Below are 18,904 nucleotides of genomic sequence, written 5' to 3' on the forward strand. Positions count from 1 at the left end.
TTAGCGCTGTAAAGAACTTTAAACGCAAAAAGGCGCCCCGCAGCCGGAAATGACCGGTTCGGGGTGCCTTTTTTTGCTTCAGGAAACCAAGACTTCCCTCAGCAGCGCTTTTTGCGCGATAATGTACTGCATCATCGACGTCTGCGCCTGCCAAAGCATTGCCGTTGAAGGCGTTTTTTTGTATTCCTCCATCGATTGGACCGAGCTGTTCAGCGCAGTCGTCATCTTTTGTACGATGGCTTTGACTTGGTCGTCAAGACCTTCGTTCATCGAGGCCGACAATGCGGTCAATGCTTGATGGCTTGTGCGGACCGCCTGCACGGACGTATCGCTTAAAGCGGTCGGCTTCGCTTCTTCCAGATGCACGACGGTCAGGCCGCTGATCATCCGGATCAGCTTGTCGCCCTCGGTAAGGAATGAAACCGCCGCTTCCGGCTTGGAGCCGCTCCAGCGAATGCCGGTCACGGCCGGGAGATCCATATTTTTAACGTACACTTCCACCTGTTTGTCCCGCGCCTGCAGCTGCTGGCTTAAGGCAAGAGCATCGTCGCGGTTCAGCGCAAATCCGGCGAAGACGGTAATCTTGTCGCTTTCGTCCAAAGCGGAAGCGAGGCCTTTCTTTTTCAAGCTGTCCTGCGCCGCTTCGGCGCTTTGTTTGGTGCTGAATACGCCGTTTTGCAAAAAGGCGTAGGATTTGGCCGGAATTTGCACAGGCGTGACGGCAATTCCCGCCGATGCCGGAACGGCCGCCGCTCCTCCGGCAGCGTTTGTCTTGGCCGCATCCGTGCTTGAAGCGGTTGCGGCGGGTTTGCTCTGCGACGCGGCCGGAGCGCTTGGGGAAGCGATGGAGGCCTGCTTGACCGGATTTTCCGCCCCCGTGTTCCCCGTATTCCCCGAGTTCGAAAACATCGAAAGCACAAAAAATCCGAAAGCCACACCCGTAACGACAGCCCCTGCAACGGACGTGGCAATCCTGATCCACGGCGCCCCTGACGACTTGGCGTACCTGGTGCCCATCTCCTGCTCGATCCACGGCTCTCTTCTCGTCCAAGAGGACCAATCGTCCATATTTCCCGCAGGACGCTGAGAAGCTTCGCCCTCCTCGTTCAGCCGGTCCTTTTGGGATTCGCGGATCAGCCGCTCCACCCGGTCGCTCTCCGTTTCAAGCGGGCTGCCCCAGTTGCCGAGATCCGTCGTTAATGCGTTCAGAGCATGCGTTTCAAAAAAACTTTCCGCCTGCTGCCGTTCCGCTTTATCCGTGTGCGATACGGGTTCCACGGTTTCGGGCATGGATGAATCTATAACCTCAAACTCCTCTTCATAGAGGGGGATTACTTTTTTGTCCCTGTTTTCCTTAAGCGGCTGCGGCGTTCCGTCTTGAGCCTGCTGCTCATTTTGACCGAAGCGATATGTTATTCTTGCTTTATTCATATCCCATTCTCTCCTTGTCCCAATCTTCTGCTACTAGATTATGTTTGAGAGAATAGAAATATGATAAAAAAACGCCACAAAAAGCGAAGAATCTAAATCAAAAGCCTCCCGATTCCACAAGCAACAGAAAAAGGAGCACGCCAAAAAAACGCGCCATCCAACACACACCGGCATTACAGCGCAAGTTGATGTGTAGGGGGTGTCGATGAACTCGCACGCTTGCGCTGACGCATCTACTTGGCAACGCGCGGAAAGTCTGCAAAAAGCCCGGCTGCTGATAAACCGCACGCTTGCGCTAACGCACCTACTTGGCAACGCGCGGAAAGCCTGCAAAAAGCCTGGCTGCTGATAAACCGCATGCTTGCGCTAACGCACGGAAAGCCTGCAAAAATACATCTTTTTGCTCCCTGATGCGCTTGTCTCGACAAATTCCTGCAAATCTGCAGGTTTTTCCGCCCAAACTCCCGCTCTGGCCTATCTTGACCGAAAATTCCTGCATTATCGCAGGCTTTTCCCTAAAACGAACTGTTTCCACCGAAAAAAACTGTACTTTTGCAGGTTTTGCCTGATCCTGGGCCGCCGCCTAACGATCCGGTGCCAGCTAACACGACATTGCCACACCACTGCACAAATTGACCTGCAAAAGTGGAACTACCGATCAACCTGCACACTTGCGCTAACAACATCTACTCGGCAACGCACGGAAAGCCTGCTAAAATACATCTTTTTGCTCCCTGACGCGCTTGTCTCGACAAATTCCTGCAATTCTGCAGGTTTTTCCGCCCAAACCTCCCGCTCTAGCCCATCTTGACCGAAAATTCCTGCATAATCGCAGGCTTTTTCCTAAAACGAACCGTTTCCACCGAAAAAAACTGCACTTTTGCAGGTTTTGACGTGCCGCACATCCTGCAGCCTCGCACGCCGCTTCTCTCGCTACTCCGCACACCGCTCTTTCGCAGCCTCGCACGTCGCTTCTCTCGCCGCTCCGCGCACCGCTCTCCCGCTGCTCCGCACGTCGCTTCTCTCGCCGCTCTCTCGCCGCTCTGCCAAGCCGCTCTCGCAGCCTCTCGCGCCGCTTTCTCGCTGCTTCGCGGGCTGTCAGGCTGCGCCGTCTTGTGTGGCGGCAAAACGAAAAATCGCCGCAAGCGCTGGAGCCTGCGGCGATTCCGGATGGTTATGATTTGGGTTCGTACTTGCTGCGCAGTACTTTGGCCAAGCCGTCGGCAGCTTTCCAAATGTCTCCTGCGCCCATTGTCAATACGAGGTCACCCTGACGAACGTGGCCGATCAAATATTCGAGCACTTCATCCCTCGTCGGAATATGCTGAACGTTAGGGTTGCTGTTGCTTCGAATGAGTTCCACCAGCTTTGCGGAATCGACGCCTTCAATCCGCTTTTCGCCGGCTGGTGAGTAGATATCGGTGATAATCACCTCATCAGCATCTTCAAATGAGCGGCTGAACTGCTCGAATAAATAATAGGTTCGCGTGTACCTCTGCGGCTGAAAAACGGCGACAATCCGTTTGCCGGTCGCTTTGGCCGCGCTGATCGTCGCTTGAATTTCCGTAGGATGATGCGCGTAATCGTCGATGACCAGAATGTCCTGTACTTCTCCCAGCACCTGAAATCTCCGTTTGGCGCCGCGGAATTCCTGAATCGCCTCGGCGATCTGCGGAAAGGATAGCCCTGCTTCCAGACAAGTAATCAGCGTCGCCAGCGCGTTGTACACGTTATGCTTACCGGGAACGGACAAAGCAAGCTGGCCCAATTCCTGGCCGTGGTGATTGACTGTAAAAGTCACCTTGCGGTCTCCCAAAGTGATGTCCGAAGCGGTATAGTCGGCGTCGTAGTGGATGCCGTAGGTAATAACCTCGCTTTGAATTTGCGGGATCATTTCCCTCACAAATTTGTCGTCCTTGCAGACGACCGCTTTGCCGCCCGGCCTAACTTGACTGAGAAATTGCGCATAGGCATTTTTCAAATTTTCAAAGTCGCCGTTGTAATTTTCCAAATGATCCGCTTCAATATTATTGACAAGCGCCAAAGTCGGGTGATACTGCAGGAAAGTGCCGTCGCTTTCATCGGCTTCCGCCACAACGAACTCGCCTTTCCCCGCCTTCGCGTTGCTGCCTACATTCATAATCTCTCCGCCTATAATATAGGTCGGGTCAAGTCCGGTAGTTTCCATGACAAGCGCAATCATGGATGACGTCGTCGTCTTGCCGTGCGCGCCCGCAACGGCGATCCCTTTGCGCTCGTTCATCAGCCTTGCGAGCATTTGCGAACGATGTATGATCGGAATTTTCAGCTCTTCGGCCGCCTGCATTTCTACGTTGTCTTTGCCGAGCGCCGTAGAATAAACGACCAAATCGGCACCCGACACATTTTGCGCCTCATGACCGATGAATACTTGAGCCCCTTTGGCTTTCAGCTTTTCCGTAAGATCCTGCTCGGCCAAATCAGAACCCGATATGCGGTATCCCATTTCAAGCATGACCTTGGCAATGGCACTCATTCCGTATCCGCCGATGCCGATAAAATGTACGTGTTCAGCTTGACTCACGCCGTTCTCACCATCCTTTTTCAGAATCGGTTTGATTGGTAATCCAAGAACGAACATCGGAGATTAAATACAGCGTGCCGGATACGACCGCCAGATCATCCTGCTCGGTTCTGCTAGTCAGGGTTTTCAAAGCCCGCTTCCAATCGCGTTCCACAACGATATCCACTTTGCGGTTCATCTCGCGCAGCAGCTCTTGAGCCAGTTCCGCGAGTATGGAGGCGTCCCCTTTTTTATGAAAATCTGGTTCGGTAAGGATGAGAGTATCCACCAATGGTAGTATATGCCTCAGATAGCCTGTATGATTCTTCGTCGAAAGCATTCCGATCATAAAATGAAGCTTCTTATAGCGATATACGCCGCGCAGCGCCGCCGCCAGCGTCTCGGCTCCCTCCGGATTGTGCGCCCCGTCCAGCAAAACGCGCGGATGGCTCGAAACCATCTCCAGCCTGCCGGGCCAACGGGTTTCCTGAAGGCCTTTGTACAGATCCTCATCCTCTACGATAACTGCATAATACTGCCTTAATACTTCCAGCGTCATCAGCGCGACAGCGGCGTTCGTCAGCTGGTGGCTGCCGTTCAGCGAGACGGGAACTTCCCGCAGGCTGCGGAATGGACCTTCAAAATCGAAAGTTTGATGATCCAGTTCGCTGGTGACCGCGGTGTAGCGGAATTGCCGGTCCAGCGAGTAAAGCGTCGCTTTTTTGGCCTTGGCGGCTTGTTCAACGACACTCCATGCCTCGGGCTGCCGGACTGCTGTAATGACGGGAACGCCGGATTTAATAATTCCGGCTTTCTCCGACGCTACCAGCTCAAGCGTATCGCCCAAAATTTCCATATGATCATGACCGACATTGGTAATGATCGAAACGAGCGGCGTAACGATATTGGTGCAGTCCAGCCTTCCGCCAAGCCCCGTTTCCCAAACTACATAGTCAGGGTAGGCCACTTTGGCAAAATACAAAATCGCCAGCGCCGTCGAGATTTCAAACATAGACGGAGCCCCCAGCTCCGTCTCCCCGATTTCGTCAACAATCGGCTTCATTTCATTAACCAATTGCAGCAGTGACGCGTCGTCGATATCTGTGCCGTTCACTTGAATGCGGTTCGTGTACTTCTCCAAATACGGAGAAGTGAACGTCCCTACATCGTAACCGCATGTCCGCAGCACCGACGATAAGTATGCGCACGTCGAGCCCTTGCCGTTCGTTCCGGCGACATGAATGAACTGCAGCCTGCGTTCCGGGTGGCCGAGTTTTTCCATCATCAGCTGCATGCGGGCAAGTCCCGGTTTTATTCCCAGCTTTTCCATTCTGCCGACGATCCAATCAATCGCTTCCTTGGCTGTCCGGAATGCCGCCGAGCTTGAGTCTTTGATTTCATTCATTGATCTCATCCTCATTTACTATATGAATCACTATGTCGGAGCAACTAGGCGATAGCTCTAATTTCCACGATTACCCTTTTAATTCCGCTAATCGAGCTATCACTTTGTCCCTCTTGTCTGCGTAATCGGCAAGTTTGGCTTTTTCTTCTTCGATGACTTTGGCCGGAGCTTTGGCAACGAAGCCGGCATTGGCGAGCTTTTTCTCGATTCGTTCCACTTCGCCGTGGAGCGTTTGAAGCTCTTTGTCCAGACGCGCCAGCTCCTGGGCGATGTCAATCAGCCCGGCAAGCGGCAGGAACAATTCCGCACCGGTCACGATAGCCGTCATAGCTTTTTCCGGAGCCGTCAGATCCGATTCAATCTCCAGCCGCGACGTATTGCAAAAACGGCGCAAATACTCTTCGTTGCTGCGCAAAATCGCCTGCGTTTCATCGGAGGCCGGCTTCACCAGAAGCTCGATTTTTTTGCTCATCGGCACATTGACTTCCGCACGGATGTTGCGGACTGCTCGGATGGCGTCCATCAACAGCTCCATCTCGCGGATCGCATCCGGCGCTTCGAACGCCGGGTTCACAGTCGGCCATGCCGCCAGCGTAATCGTTTCTCCTTCATGCGGCAAATGCTGCCAAATTTCTTCGCTGATGAAAGGCATGAACGGATGAATGAGCCGCTGCGTCTGATCGAGCACATAGGCAAGCACCGATTGCGTCGTTTTCTTCGCCGCAGGGTCTGCGCCGTACAAGCTCAGCTTGCTGAACTCGATGTACCAGTCGCAAAGATCGTCCCATATAAAATTGTAAAGCAAGCGTCCGGTCTCGCCGAATTCATAGCTGTCAATGAGCCGGGTTACATCGCGGACCGTTTCGTTCAAACGGTGCAAAATCCAGCGGTCAGCCGTGCCCAAAGACCCTGTCAAATCAATGTCGGCCGCGGTTACGCCTTCCAGATTCATCAACGCAAAGCGCGAAGCGTTCCAAATCTTGTTGGCAAAATTGCGCGCCTGCTCGACGCGTTCCCAGCGGAAACGAAGATCCTGCCCCGGCGTGCTGCTGGTCGAAATCATATAGCGCATCGCATCGGCGCCGTATTTCTCGATCACCTCAAGCGGGTCGACGCCGTTACCGAGCGATTTGGACATTTTGCGCCCTTCGGAATCGCGGACGAGACCGTGCATCAGCACATCTTTAAACGGAATTTGCCCGGTAAATTCGAGAGCGGTGAAAATCATCCGCGCCACCCAGAAATAAATAATATCGTAACCCGTAACGAGAACGTCCGTCGGGTAATAACGTTTCAAATCTTCCGTATCGCCAGGCCAGCCCAGCGTAGAGAACGGCCATAAGCCCGAGCTGAACCAAGTGTCCAGGACATCCTCGTCCTGAATGATATTGCCGCTTTGGCAGTGCGAGCACACTTCGGCGTCCTGCCGCGTTACCGTCGTGTGGCCGCAATCGGCGCAATGCCACGCCGGAATGCGGTGGCCCCACCACAGCTGGCGGGAAATGCACCAGTCGCGCACATTTTCGATCCAGTGCAGGTAAATTTTTTCAAAACGGTCAGGGACGAAGTTGACGCCCTTGCCGGATTTTTGCGCTTCGATCGCTGCCTCTGCGAGCGGCTGCATTTTTACGAACCATTGTGTGGACAAATACGGCTCGACAACCGCGCCGCTGCGCTCGCTGTGGCCGACTTGATGCACATGCTCCTCGATTTTGACCAGTACGCCCTGCTCCTTCAGATCGGCGACGATCTGCTTGCGGCACTCGAAGCGGTCTTTGCCCTGATAAGGGCCGGCATTGGCATTCATCGTACCGGTTTCGTCCATCACAAGAATTTGCGGCAGATCGTGGCGCTTGCCCACTTCAAAGTCGTTCGGATCGTGCGCAGGCGTAATTTTGACCGCGCCGCTTCCGAACTCTTTTTCCACGTACTCGTCGGCAATAACCGGAATCTCGCGACCGACGATCGGAAGAAGCAGCTTTTTGCCGATCAGATGCTGATAGCGCTCATCGTCCGGATGAACCGCAACGGCCGTATCTCCGAGCATCGTCTCGGGACGCGTCGTAGCTACGACGATCGAGCCTGTGCCGTCCGTCGTTTTGTATTCCAAATGATAAAGGTTCCCTTGAACTTCCTTATACTCGACTTCAATGTCGGAAAGCGCTGTCCGCGCGGCCGGATCCCAGTTGATAATATAGTTGCCGCGATAGATCAAGCCCTTTTCATAAAGACTGACGAACACCTCGCGAACCGCCTGCGACAGCCCTTCGTCAAGGGTAAACCGCTCCCGGGAGTAGTCGAGCGAAAAACCCATTTTCGCCCACTGCTCGTGAATCGTGTTCGCGTAATGGTCCTTCCACTCCCATACTTTCTCCAAAAACTTTTCCCGCCCCAGATCGTAACGGGTCTGGCCTTCCTCGCGCAGCTTCTGCTCCACTTTGGTCTGCGTAGATATGCCCGCGTGGTCGCAGCCGGGAAGCCACAACGCGTCAAAGCCCTGCATCCGCTTCGTGCGGATCATGATATCCTGCAGCGTAAAATCGAGCGCATGCCCGATATGCAGCATCCCCGTCACATTCGGCGGCGGAATAACGATCGTGTATGTCTCGGCGTCGGAACGGGTTCCCGCTTTGAAAAATTCGTTTTTAATCCAGTAGTCGTACCATTTGCGCTCGGCTTCCTTCGGATCGTATGTCGTAGGCATTTGCAATTGCTGAGCCGTTTGATTCGTTTCGCTCATATAGTTACCTCCATGTCATTATTTGCATTGAAGTTTGTTCGCTAATTTTTGCGGCCTCGTTCTCAGGGCGATCCGCCTCTGTTGGCTTCGTTCCCGTCAGGGAACGGGCGATCCGTTTTCCGTAAGGAAAACTTCCATTTCCCTCACGCTAACGTCCAAGCGTGTCCGAAGACGAGAGTTTCACCGAAACTCGTATGAAAGACGAAAGCGCTCCCTCTACCTGCTCATCGCCAAAAACGCCTATCCCCGCTCCCTGCTGCAATCGCTCGTTGTCCAGGGGGCGAAACCTCAGAGTTTTGCGGAGCAAAACTGGCTTCGAAAGCATACGCTGGGGCCCTCCTTGTAGGAGGGTTTGGGAGGTAAAGAAACACAAATAAAGCCTCCCGCCGCAAAGGACGAAAGGCTTGCTTCCGTGGTACCACCTTTATTCCACGCCCTGTCCCGCCAGGGAAAGGCATGGCTCTCAAACAGATAACGGCTGCGGCCGGCAAACGCTGCGGAACCGATGGCAACTTGCGCGCATTGTTCTATCACGTTTGCAACTCCAGGGCGACTTCGATCGGCTGCGACCTATGGAACCTTTCAGCGCTGCAGTTCCACTCTCTGAAGGACATACCGGCTACTACTCCCCATCAACGTTTCCAAGTATTGCTCAAAATGATTTACACCATATGATAGCGAACATTTTCATCAGAGTCAATATACTGCCGTGCAGATTGTGTCGATTTGTAATTTTCATTATAACCGTTTTTCCATATTTTATGCTTAGACCCATTTTTGGGATTGAGATAAACCTCTATCGAGGTCTTTTCGAAGATGAGCGACCGCGTTTAGAGGTTGGTTTATTCGCCAATAAGAATGCTGTTCTACGCGCTTTAGCGCTGTAAAGAACATTAAACATTCTTATGTGGTAAAAAAGCCTTCGGCCGCTTCTTCGCGCAGCCAAAGACTTTTGCTTATGTACCCGTTATTTGGGAAGATAGAGAACCTGCCCCGCGACAAGCTCCTGATCGCCAAGCCGGTTAAGAAGCTGCAGCTCCCGCGGATTCAACTGATAGCGTTTGGCAATCGACTCCAGCGTTTCTTCCTTTTGCACGATGCACATTCTTAATTTGCGGAATTCTTGCACCCCCGAGTCCGTCCGCAGGAACAGGCGCTTCCATTCTATAACCTCGCCCTTCGCTTCCTCGGCGGCCTTTGCCTCGGCTTCCTCTTTCCGTTTTTCCGGGTGAAAAAGCGCCCCGGCTTTGGAAATAAGCGATTTTATACCGCTAGGCTGCACTTCCATCGCTTCATTCGCCTTTTTGCCGAAAGCGAGCTTAGGCTCTTTCTCCTTTTTCTCCTCCGGAATAACCGAAGCCGCCTCCTGCTGGGGAACTTCCTTCGACTCGGCTTCCACCTTCGGGGCTTCCGCGGCCGGGGCCTCGTTTTGCAGCGGTTCCTCGTAAGCCGGCGGAAACGGTTTGGACTCCGGAACTTCAGGAACCGCCTGCTCATTCGCCTCGTGCTTCACCTCCGTCGGAGCTTTCTGAACCGGTGCGGGAGGCGCCGGCTTTATCTTTTCCACACGCTCCTCCTCGGCTTCATGGACAAAGGTGATTTCCTCTTCCCCCCGCCAGCTGTCAGGCGGCGCTGACACCATCTCTACGCCTTGCAGAGACAGAACTCCCGTCACATTCAAGCTCCTGGCCGAGAGAAGATCGATGTCGAAATTTTCAATCTCCACCAAAATGTCTTCCACCCGATGAATTCGATTGAGGGGCAGCGTAATTTCGACGGGAATCAAATGTTCGAGCAGTCGTGACGCTCCATCGTCGCTTTCATAATTTCCGGTGAGCAGCAGATTCCCTTTCAGGATCGCCTGCTCGTTCTGCGTTAAGACCTGGATATGCGGCACCAGCTCAACATCGTTCAGCTCTTGAATACCCGCCAATTCTTCCTGCAAGTGGACGCGCTCGTAGATATCGAATCTTAAACCCGGTTGCTGTTCAGCCACTGGCAAAATCCTCCCTTCCTTCAATTCCCGCCGCAAGGCAAACGACTGGAATGTTCAACCAATACCTTAAGATTTGTCTCTAAAGTATATGGGTGAAAAAGAGATGGCATGACTATATTTTTACGAAACTCGAAGCTTCTCTAGCAAAAGCAGCATATCTTCAGGCCACGGCGCCTGCACTTCGACCCTTTCCAGCGTGACCGGATGCTGAAAAAGCAGCCGCTCTCCATGCAAAGCCTGGCGCCCCAGCAGCGCAGAAGACCCTCCGTACAAAACGTCCCCCGCAAGAGGATGTCCGATATGGCTGAGATGGACTCTGATTTGATGCGTACGTCCCGTTTCCAGCCGCAGCTGCACGTGTGCCGCCCGTTTCAACTGCTCCGCGACTTCAAAATGCGTGACGGCCGCATCGCCCCCCGGCGTTACGCGTCTTTTGCCGGAATGATGGCGGTCCTTGCCGATCGGCTCGCGGATCGCTCCTCCTTTGGCGCGAAACCGCCCTTCGGCAATCGCCGCATATCTCCGGTCGATCCGCTTGTCGCGCATAGCCTCGTCGAGCAGCACGTGCACCCATTCGTTCTTGGCGTACAGAACGGCGCCGGTCGTGTCCCGGTCAAGTCTGTGTATATGACGGACAGCGCACGCCTGCCCCGTAGACGCATAATAATAGGCTACGGCCGAAGCCAGCGTCCCCTGCTGTCCCCGCTCCGAAGGATGAACGGACATCCCGGCGGGCTTGTTGACGACGAGACAAAAATCATCCTCGTACAAAACCTCCACCTCGCCGTACTCCGCTTCAAAACCGGGAGCATCCTCGGGAAAAACCCGCAGCAGCAGCTTTCCCGCCTGCACGCGCACGCCTCCTTGAGCAGCCAGCCGCAAATACAGCTTTCGCGGGACAGGCAGCAGAGCCCCCAGCCTTTCAGCGGCTAGCGGAGCTAGAGGGCTCCAATCGTCGCCGGGGAGAGGAAGCTCCATCCACTCGCCTTTCCGCTTCCATCCGATCATGACCGGTTGCCTCTATGAAAGAAAATAAGCAATACGGCCAGCAGCAGCAAAAAGACAAAAACAACGGCCATCACATCTATTGGAAAATCAAAAAAATAGTATCGCTTCACAATCGGGCAGCTCCTTCTTCATGCTTGAATCAAGTCCACTTTATTTTAACAATTACCATTAACAATTGCATGCGTAAATATGATAGAATGAAATCTAGTACTGTTTTTTTCGACATCTTAGAATTTGAAGAAAAATGGAGCAGGAGAGGAATTATTTTGAATACTGCAATTTTACAGCATTTTCGCAGCTGGAGCTGGCTGAAACGCTTGCTTCTGCTTATAGCGGCATGTACGTTTCTTTGTTCGAGCTTTTTGTTTTTAACGCCTCTTGGCGAAACCATCCGTGTTTATTTGGCCAAAACGGTCATCACGACGCAGCACCGTGACTGGGCCTGGATCTTTGTCGGCGCCGAGCGCCGCGATCAACTGGTCAAAGAAATGCAGGATTTGACGGAAATCAACTCTATCGAAAAACAAGATCTGCAAGCCGTGAAGTATAACAAAAACCGTCCTATGGAAAGTCTCGTCAAGGTTGAAGACATTTCCGGCCAATTCTGGAAAGGCAAAAAAATGTATGTATACGATCCGAGAACGATCCGCGTAGTCGTCCCTTCCAAGCAGGGTGAAGGCGAGCGGATTACGTCGATGGTGCAGCGGACGGGAGCCGTAGCCGGCGTGAACGGCGGAGGATTTAACGATCCCGACGGGCTTGGCAACGGATTTGCCCCGATCGGCGCCATTATGTCCGGCGGCAACATTTTGTACACCGACCAGGAAGGCTCCATTCCTCAGCAAATCGTAGGTTTTACCAAGGAAGGAACGCTCATTATCGGTAAATACAGCATCAACGAGCTGCTGAAGCTTAATGTAACCGAGGCCGTTTCGTTTTATCCCCGCGTTATCGCCAACGGCAAAGGGCTGATTACGAGCGGGGACGGCGGCTGGGGCAGAGCGCCCAGAACAGCCGTCGGGCAAAAAGCGGACGGAACCGTCATCTTCATCGTGATCGACGGCCGCCAAGCGCACAGCGTAGGCGCAACGCTCAAAGAAGTCCAGGACCTGTTCCTTGAAGACGGCGTCATTAACGCAGGCTTCCTGGACGGCGGGGCTTCGTCGGAAATGGTTTACGACAACGATCTGATTACCAAGCCATCGAGCCGTTACGGCGAACGCCGTTTGCCGTCCGCTTTCCTTGTGTTCGATCATCCCGAGTCCGTTAAGGTCGATAATGTTTGGGAAGGCTTGACTACGATTGATCCGGGCGGCGCTTACGATCACCCTGATTTCCTGAAAGAGCAGGCTCAGAAAAAAGCGAGCCAGCCCAAGGCGACGGCAACGCCGAAGCCGGCAGCGACGCCGAAGCCATCGGCGAAAGCCGAAACGGACGAAACCGGCCAGGCCAAGCCGGGCGCTTCGGAGGGGCCCGGCGGAACGGCGAGCGGATCGCCAAAAGCAGGTGCTTCGGCGAAGCCCGGGGCTTCGCCTTCTGTATCGCCGAGCGCGAGCGGCGGCAGCACGAGCGAGCCTGCGGGAACCGGCGCCGCAGCAGGCAGCGTGAATCCTGCTTCGTCGGCGACGCCGAAACCGAGCGTAGCGCCTGCTGCAACCGCGAGCCCTGCCCCTGACGGAGGGGGAACCGCTAAAACCGATGCAAGCCCTACGCAAGCGCCTGCGGCTTCTCCGAAGGCGAACTAAAAAAAGGTTGACCCGAATGGGTCAACCTTTTTTTGCTGCTCCCCCTCTTCCGCCGCCGTAAACGGCTTCAGAGGATTCAGCGCCCCTCCTGCACCTCGGACACCATTAGCGCAAACGCGCAAAAAACCTGCAAAAATACATCTTTTTGCCCTCACGATGCGCTTGTCTTGAATCATTCCTGCAAAAGTGCAGTTTTTTCTGCCGGATCGGGGGCTTGGTCCCGGTTTGGCCGATAATTCCTGCACATTTGCAGGCTTTTTCCTCAAACAGGCCGTTTCCATCGAAAAAGCCTGCACTTTTGCAGTTTTTTCCAAGTTTTAAATGTAACCGATCATACTTTTCGCAGCATTCCAATCCTCAGGCTATAAACACACCTTCGCTGCTTTTCCATTTCCAGGTTACAAATGGGCTTATTTGCATCATCGCAGCGTGAAGTGCCCCGCCCATCTTTTACAGGCGCTTAAGCGCCTCGCGGTGAGCTTCGATCGTTTCCGCTATATCGCTATCTGAGTGAACGGTGGAAATGAACATCCCTTCGAACTGGGAAGGCGCCACGGAAACGCCCAGATCAAGCAAATGGCCGAAATAGGCGTTGAACTTGGCCAAATCCGACGTTTTCGCCGTTTCGTAATCGACAACGGTCTGCTCGGTAAAAAACGGGCACAGCATCGAGCCGACGCGGTTGATCGTGCATGGGATGCCGACCTCGGCGGCGTTTTTCTTAAATCCGGCTTCCAGCATTGCCGATTTCCGCTCCAATTCCTCGTACACGCCCGGTTGGCCGAGCAGCTTTAAAGTCGTGTAACCGGCCGCCATAGCGAGCGGGTTGCCGGAGAGCGTTCCGGCCTGATAGATCGGTCCGGCAGGCGCGATGTGCTCCATAATATCGAGCCTTCCGCCATAAGCCCCTACCGGCAATCCGCCGCCGATCACCTTGCCAAGACACGTCAGGTCGGGCGTAATTCCGTACAGCCCTTGAGCGCAATGTTTGTGCACCCGGAAGCCGGTCATCACCTCGTCGAAGATCAGCAAGCTGCCGTACTGCTGCGTAATGCTTCTCAGTCCTTGCAAAAAGCCTTCCGCAGGCGGAACGACGCCCATATTGCCGGCGACCGGCTCTACAATCACTGCCGCGATATCTTCGCCAAACTTCCCGAAAACAAGTTTAATCGACTCCAGGTCGTTATAAGGCACCGTAATCGTATTGACCGCTACGTTCTCGGGAACCCCCGGGCTGTCGGGCAAGCCCAATGTAGCGACCCCGGAACCCGCCTTGATCAAAAGAGCATCGGCATGCCCATGATAGCCGCCTTCGAATTTCACGATCTTGTTGCGCTTCGTAAAGCCGCGTGCCAGCCGGAGGGCACTCATCGTCGCTTCGGTCCCCGAACTCACCATGCGTACCATCTCGATTGAAGGCACCCGTTCGATAACGAGGTTGGCCATTTCCGTTTCAAGTTCGGTCGGTGCGCCGAAGCTCGTTCCCTTTTCAGCCGCCTCTTTGATCGCTTCCACCACTTCCGGGTGGGCGTGGCCGACGATGAGCGGTCCCCATGAACCGACGTAGTCGATGTAGCTGTTTCCGTCGATATCGGTGACCCTGGAGCCGGCTCCCTTTTCCATAAACAAAGGGGTCAAGCCTACCGATTTAAAAGCGCGCACAGGACTGTTCACACCGCCGGGAATCACTTTCTTCGCTTCGCTGAATGCGGCAGCCGAACGCGTATCGATTCTGCTCGAATTTTTCATTTTCTTCATACCTCCACGAAGACCATATATGGTAAAATAAAACGGAATCCAATTTATGACTAAAGGCGGTACATGATGCTAGAATTCGTCAAACGGGTACCTTTATTTTCGCAATTGACCGATGCCCAACTGGGTGCCTTAGCCGAAATTTGCAGCAAAAAATCATATCGGCCGAATACGGTGCTTTTTTCCGAAAAAGACCCGGGCTCGGTGTTCTACATGGTGATCAGCGGGTCCGTCAAAATTTATACGACCGGCAGTAGCGGCGAGGAGAAAATATTGTCGATCTGCAAATCGGGAGAAAGCTTCGGCGAGCTGTCGCTGATCGACGGCAAGCCGCGCTCGGCTTCCGCGCAAACGTTGGAAGAATGCGCGCTCGTCACGCTGACTGCGCAAAATTTCCTCGGCCTGCTGCGCAATCATTTTGACATAGCGCTCGGCATTATGCGGGAACTGAGCAGCCGGCTGCGCGATACGAACCAGCACGTCTACGACCTGACATTCCTCGACGCCAGAACCCGCGTCATCAAAAGCCTGATCACAATGGCGAACAAACACGGCATACGCAGCGAGAACTCGATCATCATCAAGCTTGTTCTGAATTATGACGAAATATCCCAGCTCGCAGGGGTCCAAAAAAATACGCTCATGCAGGTGATCCGCGATCTGGAGGAAAAGCAGATTCTTACGATCTCGCCCGTCGATTTCAGGCTGGATTTGTCCAAGCTTCGCTAGTCCGGCGCCTAACGGGCATATGCAGGGTCGGGAAGCTTTTGCGCCATGTAGTCAGCCAGCTGTACAGCGGCTTCTTGCCCCTGGCGGATGCAGTCGGGAATACCGACCCCGTAAAATCCCGCGCCGGCCGCAAACACCCCCGGCATTTCCGCAGCCAGCTCCTTGCGAAACCGATCTATTTTCTCCAAATGGCCAACCGGATATTGCGGCATCGATTGAGGCATCCGTGTAATCTCATAAAACAACGGCTCTGCATGCAGACCCAGAAGCTCGCCGAGATCGTGGCGGGCTTTTTGCACGAGCTGCTCGTCGCTCCAGTTCAGCCATTCCTGCTCGCCCGAGCGGCCGATGTAACAGCGCAGCAGCACTTTGCCGTCCGGCGCCGTATGCAGCCATTTGGACGATGTCCACGTGCTCGCCGTAATCGTGCGCCCTTCTTTGCGCGGCACCAGGAAGCCGGAGGCGTCCAGCTCGAACGGAATGTCTTTCCGGTCAAAAGCCATAATGACATTGGCGACCGAAATATATTCGATCTGCTTCAAATGCTCCGCAAGCTGCAAATGAGCCAGCAGCCGGGCCGTCTGATACGCAGGCGTACCGATGATGACTCCGTCCGCCGTTTCCGTATGCCCGTCCTCAAACACGACTTCCGTAAGGCCAAGCTCCGTCTTCCTTACCGATACGACGCCGGTGTCCGTCCGCAGGTCGCAGTCGGACAAGCTTTCGAGCAGCCCCTCAACCAGCGTCTGCAGCCCTTTTTTGAAAGTGACAAAAGCGGATGCCTTGAGTGGCTCGGGCACATGGGCGTTTTCCCCCGCATTGTTTTTCCGGCTTGCCATCATTCCTTTGATCAAGCTTTTGTGCTTTTGTTCCATAGCTTGAAATTGCGGAAAGGTGGACTTCAAGCTCAGCTTGAACGTATCACCCGCGTAAATGCCGGCAAGCAGCGGCTCCACGACGTTTTCCAGCACCTCTTTGCCGAGCCGGCGCTCCAGAAAGTGCCCGAGCGATTCGTCCGTCGTCTCCTCGCGCACAGGCAGCACTACGTCCAGCGCAGCCCGGGCTTTGCCGAGCGGCGAGATCAGCCCTGTTTTCATAAAAGGTGCTATTTCCGTCGGGATGCCCAGCACGAGACCCGGCGGCATGCGGTGCATTTTGCCCCTGCGTACGATATACGTTTTCTTGGCTTGCGGATTGAGCCCCGTCAGTTCCCCTTCCAGGCCGAGCTCGCGGGCCAGATCGATCGTCGGCCGCTTGCGCGCGAGGACGGAATCCGGGCCTTTTTCGATAACAAAGCCGTCGCGCTGAATCGTATGAATTTTGCCGCCAAAAGAGGATGATTTCTCCACGACCGTCAGACGCGCGCTTACGCCCTCGGCAGATAATCTCTTTTTGACATAGTAAGCGGCGCTGAGACCGGTTATGCCTCCGCCGATAATGATGATGTGCGGTCGTTCTGCACTCATGGAAATCTCCCCTTTCGCGCACATACGAAAAAATTTATTTGCTCGTGCTTTCCTTCACTTTATCGTAAACGACGTCGCTTAATGTCTCCATGTAGAGCGGGTCCGTGTTCAGCGACTCCGTACGTTCCAGATGGATGCCCAGCTCCTTGGCCAAAGCCTGCGCCTCGATATCGATATCGTAAAGCACTTCGAGATGGTCGGATACAAAGCCGATCGGGCACAGCAGCACATGCTTCACGTTTTCTTCCTTGCGAATCGTTTGCAGCACGTCCAAAATGTCCGGCCCGAGCCACGGCATCGCGGTCTGCCCGGCGCTTTGCCAGCCGAACTGCCAATTCGTCACGCCCACCCGCTCGGCAATCGCCTTGGAGGTTGCCAGCAGTTGATCGGGATACGGATCTTTCATTTGGACAATTTTTTCAGGCAGGCTGTGCGCTGTAAAAATGACGCGGACATCGTCCCGGCTCGCGGCGTCGAACTTCGCCAGCGCGGACTCCACGCGCTCCGTCAATGCTTGAATCAGCTTCGGATGCAGATGATAGCTCAGTACGAAATCAATGCGCAAGCCAAGCTCTGCGGCTTTATCCTGCGCCCGCTTCACATATCCGCCCACGCTCATGACCGAGTAATGGGGCGCCAGCACGACGCCGACCGCTTCTTCGATGCCGTCCTTGACCATCTGCTCCACGCCGTCCTCCACGTATGGCTGAGCATGCTTCAGACCTTGATAGCAGACGAACTCCATATCTCCATGCTCGCGGTTCAGCGTATCTTCCAGCCCTTGAACCTGTTTGTTCGTATTTTCGCGCAGCGGAAAAAAACCGCCGACAATCGCTTCATAACGCGACGTCAATTCATGCAGCTGCTCCGGCGTAGGCGGATGGCCGCGCCGAATATGCGTATAATACGCTTCGACCTGATCCAGACTTTCCGGAGTTCCGTAAGACATTACCAATACACCGATACGGCGTTTTGTCATGTTAGACACCACTCTTCTCTGTTTGCTGGGATAATGCGGCATGCGAATATTCGTGGATAAACGAGGTTAAATGTTTGAGCTTCTCCAATGAGGCTTCCGGAAACAGGCCGTGCCCCAGGTTAAAAATGTAGCCGGGCCTGCTGATGCCTTCGTCAATGATGGCTTTCGCCTGCCGCTCGATGACGCTCATAGGCGCTGTCAGCACGTAAGGATCGAGGTTGCCTTGAACGGCAAACCGGTCTCCGAGTCTTTTGCGGCCTTCCGGGATCGGAATCCGCCAGTCGAGGCCGATGACATCCGCCTGCAAATCTTTCAAATAAGGCAGCAATTCGCCGGAACTGACACCCGGGAAATAAATTTTCGGCTCGGTCAAATCCGCAAGCTCCTTGAAAATCCGCTTCATCGTCGGCAGCACGTACATTTGAAAATCGGAAGGCGAAAGCGCGCCCACCCAACTGTCGAACACTTGCACCGCTTTGGCGCCGGCGGCGATATGCGCTCTGAGATACGTGATCACCATATCCCCCAGCTTATCCATCAAGGCGTACCAAACTTTGGGCTCGCTGTACATCAGCGTTTTCGTGCGGATATAGCTTTTCGAAGGCTTGCCTTCGATTAAATAGCTCGCGATCGTAAACGGCGCACCGGCGAACGAAATCAGCGGAACCTCCAGCTCCCGGTGCAAAATCCGAATCGTTTCAATGATGTGGGATAAATCCTTTTCAACGTCTATCGGACGCAGGTTTTCTACATCCTGCGCCGTGCGGACCGGCGTATGAATGACGGGACCGATGTTTTTTACAATATCGAAGTCAACCCCGAGCGAAGCAACCGGATTCATGATATCCGAGTACAAAATGGCCGCATCCACACCAAGCTTCCTGATCGGCATCATGGTAACCTCTGCGGCAAGCTCGGGCTGGCTGCAAATTTCAAGCAGCGAGTACTTTTCTTTAATTTTGCGGTAATCCGGATCGTAGCGGCCTGCCTGGCGCATATACCATACGGGCAGCGTATCTACCGGTTCTTTCCGGCAAGCCTTAATAAAATTATCGTTATAACTCACGAGGCACCTTCCTCTTTTTCCAAACCATAATATTCCGTGCTT

12 protein-coding genes and 1 other annotated feature are annotated in these 18,904 nt (G+C 54.1%); of the genes, 2 read left to right on the forward strand and 10 right to left on the reverse strand.

The genetic code is table 11. From position 1 onward, the window contains the following. Nucleotides 1–78 precede the first annotated feature (78 nt). The 6 genes from AC3G2T_RS04040 to AC3G2T_RS04065 form a co-directional block, all read right to left on the reverse strand. Nucleotides 79–1,431 (reverse strand): hypothetical protein, encoded by a 1,353-nt coding sequence (locus AC3G2T_RS04040; RefSeq protein WP_488434602.1) that lies wholly within the window; start codon nucleotides 1,429–1,431, stop codon nucleotides 79–81. A gap of 1,174 nt (nucleotides 1,432–2,605) precedes the next feature. Then, nucleotides 2,606–3,994, reverse strand: a complete 1,389-nt coding sequence (gene murC / locus AC3G2T_RS04045; protein WP_488434603.1) for a UDP-N-acetylmuramate--L-alanine ligase — start codon at nucleotides 3,992–3,994, stop codon at nucleotides 2,606–2,608. A 7-nt stretch (nucleotides 3,995–4,001) separates the two neighbouring features. Beyond that, nucleotides 4,002–5,387 carry a bifunctional folylpolyglutamate synthase/dihydrofolate synthase gene (locus AC3G2T_RS04050; protein ID WP_488434604.1) on the reverse strand — a complete coding sequence of 462 codons (1,386 nt, stop codon included), beginning with the start codon at nucleotides 5,385–5,387 and terminating at the stop codon, nucleotides 4,002–4,004. A 61-nt stretch (nucleotides 5,388–5,448) separates the two neighbouring features. Then, nucleotides 5,449–8,118 carry a valine--tRNA ligase gene (locus AC3G2T_RS04055; RefSeq protein WP_488434605.1) on the reverse strand — a complete coding sequence of 890 codons (2,670 nt, stop codon included), beginning with the start codon at nucleotides 8,116–8,118 and terminating at the stop codon, nucleotides 5,449–5,451. Between the two features lie 388 nt (nucleotides 8,119–8,506). Next, nucleotides 8,507–8,763 (reverse strand) — a binding site (T-box leader). Between the two features lie 322 nt (nucleotides 8,764–9,085). Then, nucleotides 9,086–10,114, reverse strand: coding sequence for a LysM peptidoglycan-binding domain-containing protein (locus tag AC3G2T_RS04060; protein ID WP_488434606.1), 1,029 nt, complete (start codon nucleotides 10,112–10,114; stop codon nucleotides 9,086–9,088). Nucleotides 10,115–10,234: 120 nt separating this feature from the next. Next, nucleotides 10,235–11,122, reverse strand: a complete 888-nt coding sequence (locus AC3G2T_RS04065; protein ID WP_488434607.1) for an RluA family pseudouridine synthase — start codon at nucleotides 11,120–11,122, stop codon at nucleotides 10,235–10,237. A gap of 266 nt (nucleotides 11,123–11,388) precedes the next feature. On the opposite strand from AC3G2T_RS04065, the gene AC3G2T_RS04070 reads away from it, so the two are divergent. Further along, the gene (locus AC3G2T_RS04070; protein WP_488434608.1) at nucleotides 11,389–12,867 is read left to right on the forward strand and encodes a phosphodiester glycosidase family protein; all 1,479 of its coding nucleotides are present in this window, start codon (nucleotides 11,389–11,391) and stop codon (nucleotides 12,865–12,867) included. Nucleotides 12,868–13,317: 450 nt separating this feature from the next. On the opposite strand, the gene hemL is transcribed toward AC3G2T_RS04070, so the two are convergent. Next, a complete protein-coding gene (gene hemL, locus AC3G2T_RS04075) occupies nucleotides 13,318–14,616 on the reverse strand; it encodes a glutamate-1-semialdehyde 2,1-aminomutase (RefSeq protein ID WP_474680445.1) in 1,299 nt (432 codons plus the stop codon). Between the two features lie 72 nt (nucleotides 14,617–14,688). On the opposite strand from hemL, the gene AC3G2T_RS04080 reads away from it, so the two are divergent. Next, entirely contained in the window at nucleotides 14,689–15,351 is a 663-nt protein-coding gene (locus AC3G2T_RS04080) for a Crp/Fnr family transcriptional regulator (protein WP_488434609.1), read from the forward strand. Nucleotides 15,352–15,359: 8 nt separating this feature from the next. Here the strand turns inward: AC3G2T_RS04080 and hemG are convergent, their stop codons facing one another. From hemG to hemE, 3 genes are read right to left on the reverse strand one after another with little or no spacing between them, the layout of a single operon-like run. Then, nucleotides 15,360–16,817, reverse strand: coding sequence for a protoporphyrinogen oxidase (hemG, locus tag AC3G2T_RS04085; RefSeq protein WP_488434610.1), 1,458 nt, complete (start codon nucleotides 16,815–16,817; stop codon nucleotides 15,360–15,362). A 34-nt stretch (nucleotides 16,818–16,851) separates the two neighbouring features. Then, nucleotides 16,852–17,796, reverse strand: a complete 945-nt coding sequence (gene hemH, locus AC3G2T_RS04090; RefSeq protein WP_488434611.1) for a ferrochelatase — start codon at nucleotides 17,794–17,796, stop codon at nucleotides 16,852–16,854. A 1-nt stretch (nucleotide 17,797) separates the two neighbouring features. Continuing rightward, nucleotides 17,798–18,862, reverse strand: a complete 1,065-nt coding sequence (gene hemE / locus AC3G2T_RS04095; protein ID WP_488434612.1) for a uroporphyrinogen decarboxylase — start codon at nucleotides 18,860–18,862, stop codon at nucleotides 17,798–17,800. Nucleotides 18,863–18,904 lie beyond the last annotated feature (42 nt).

The organism is Paenibacillus sp. sgz302191, from assembly GCF_057749925.1.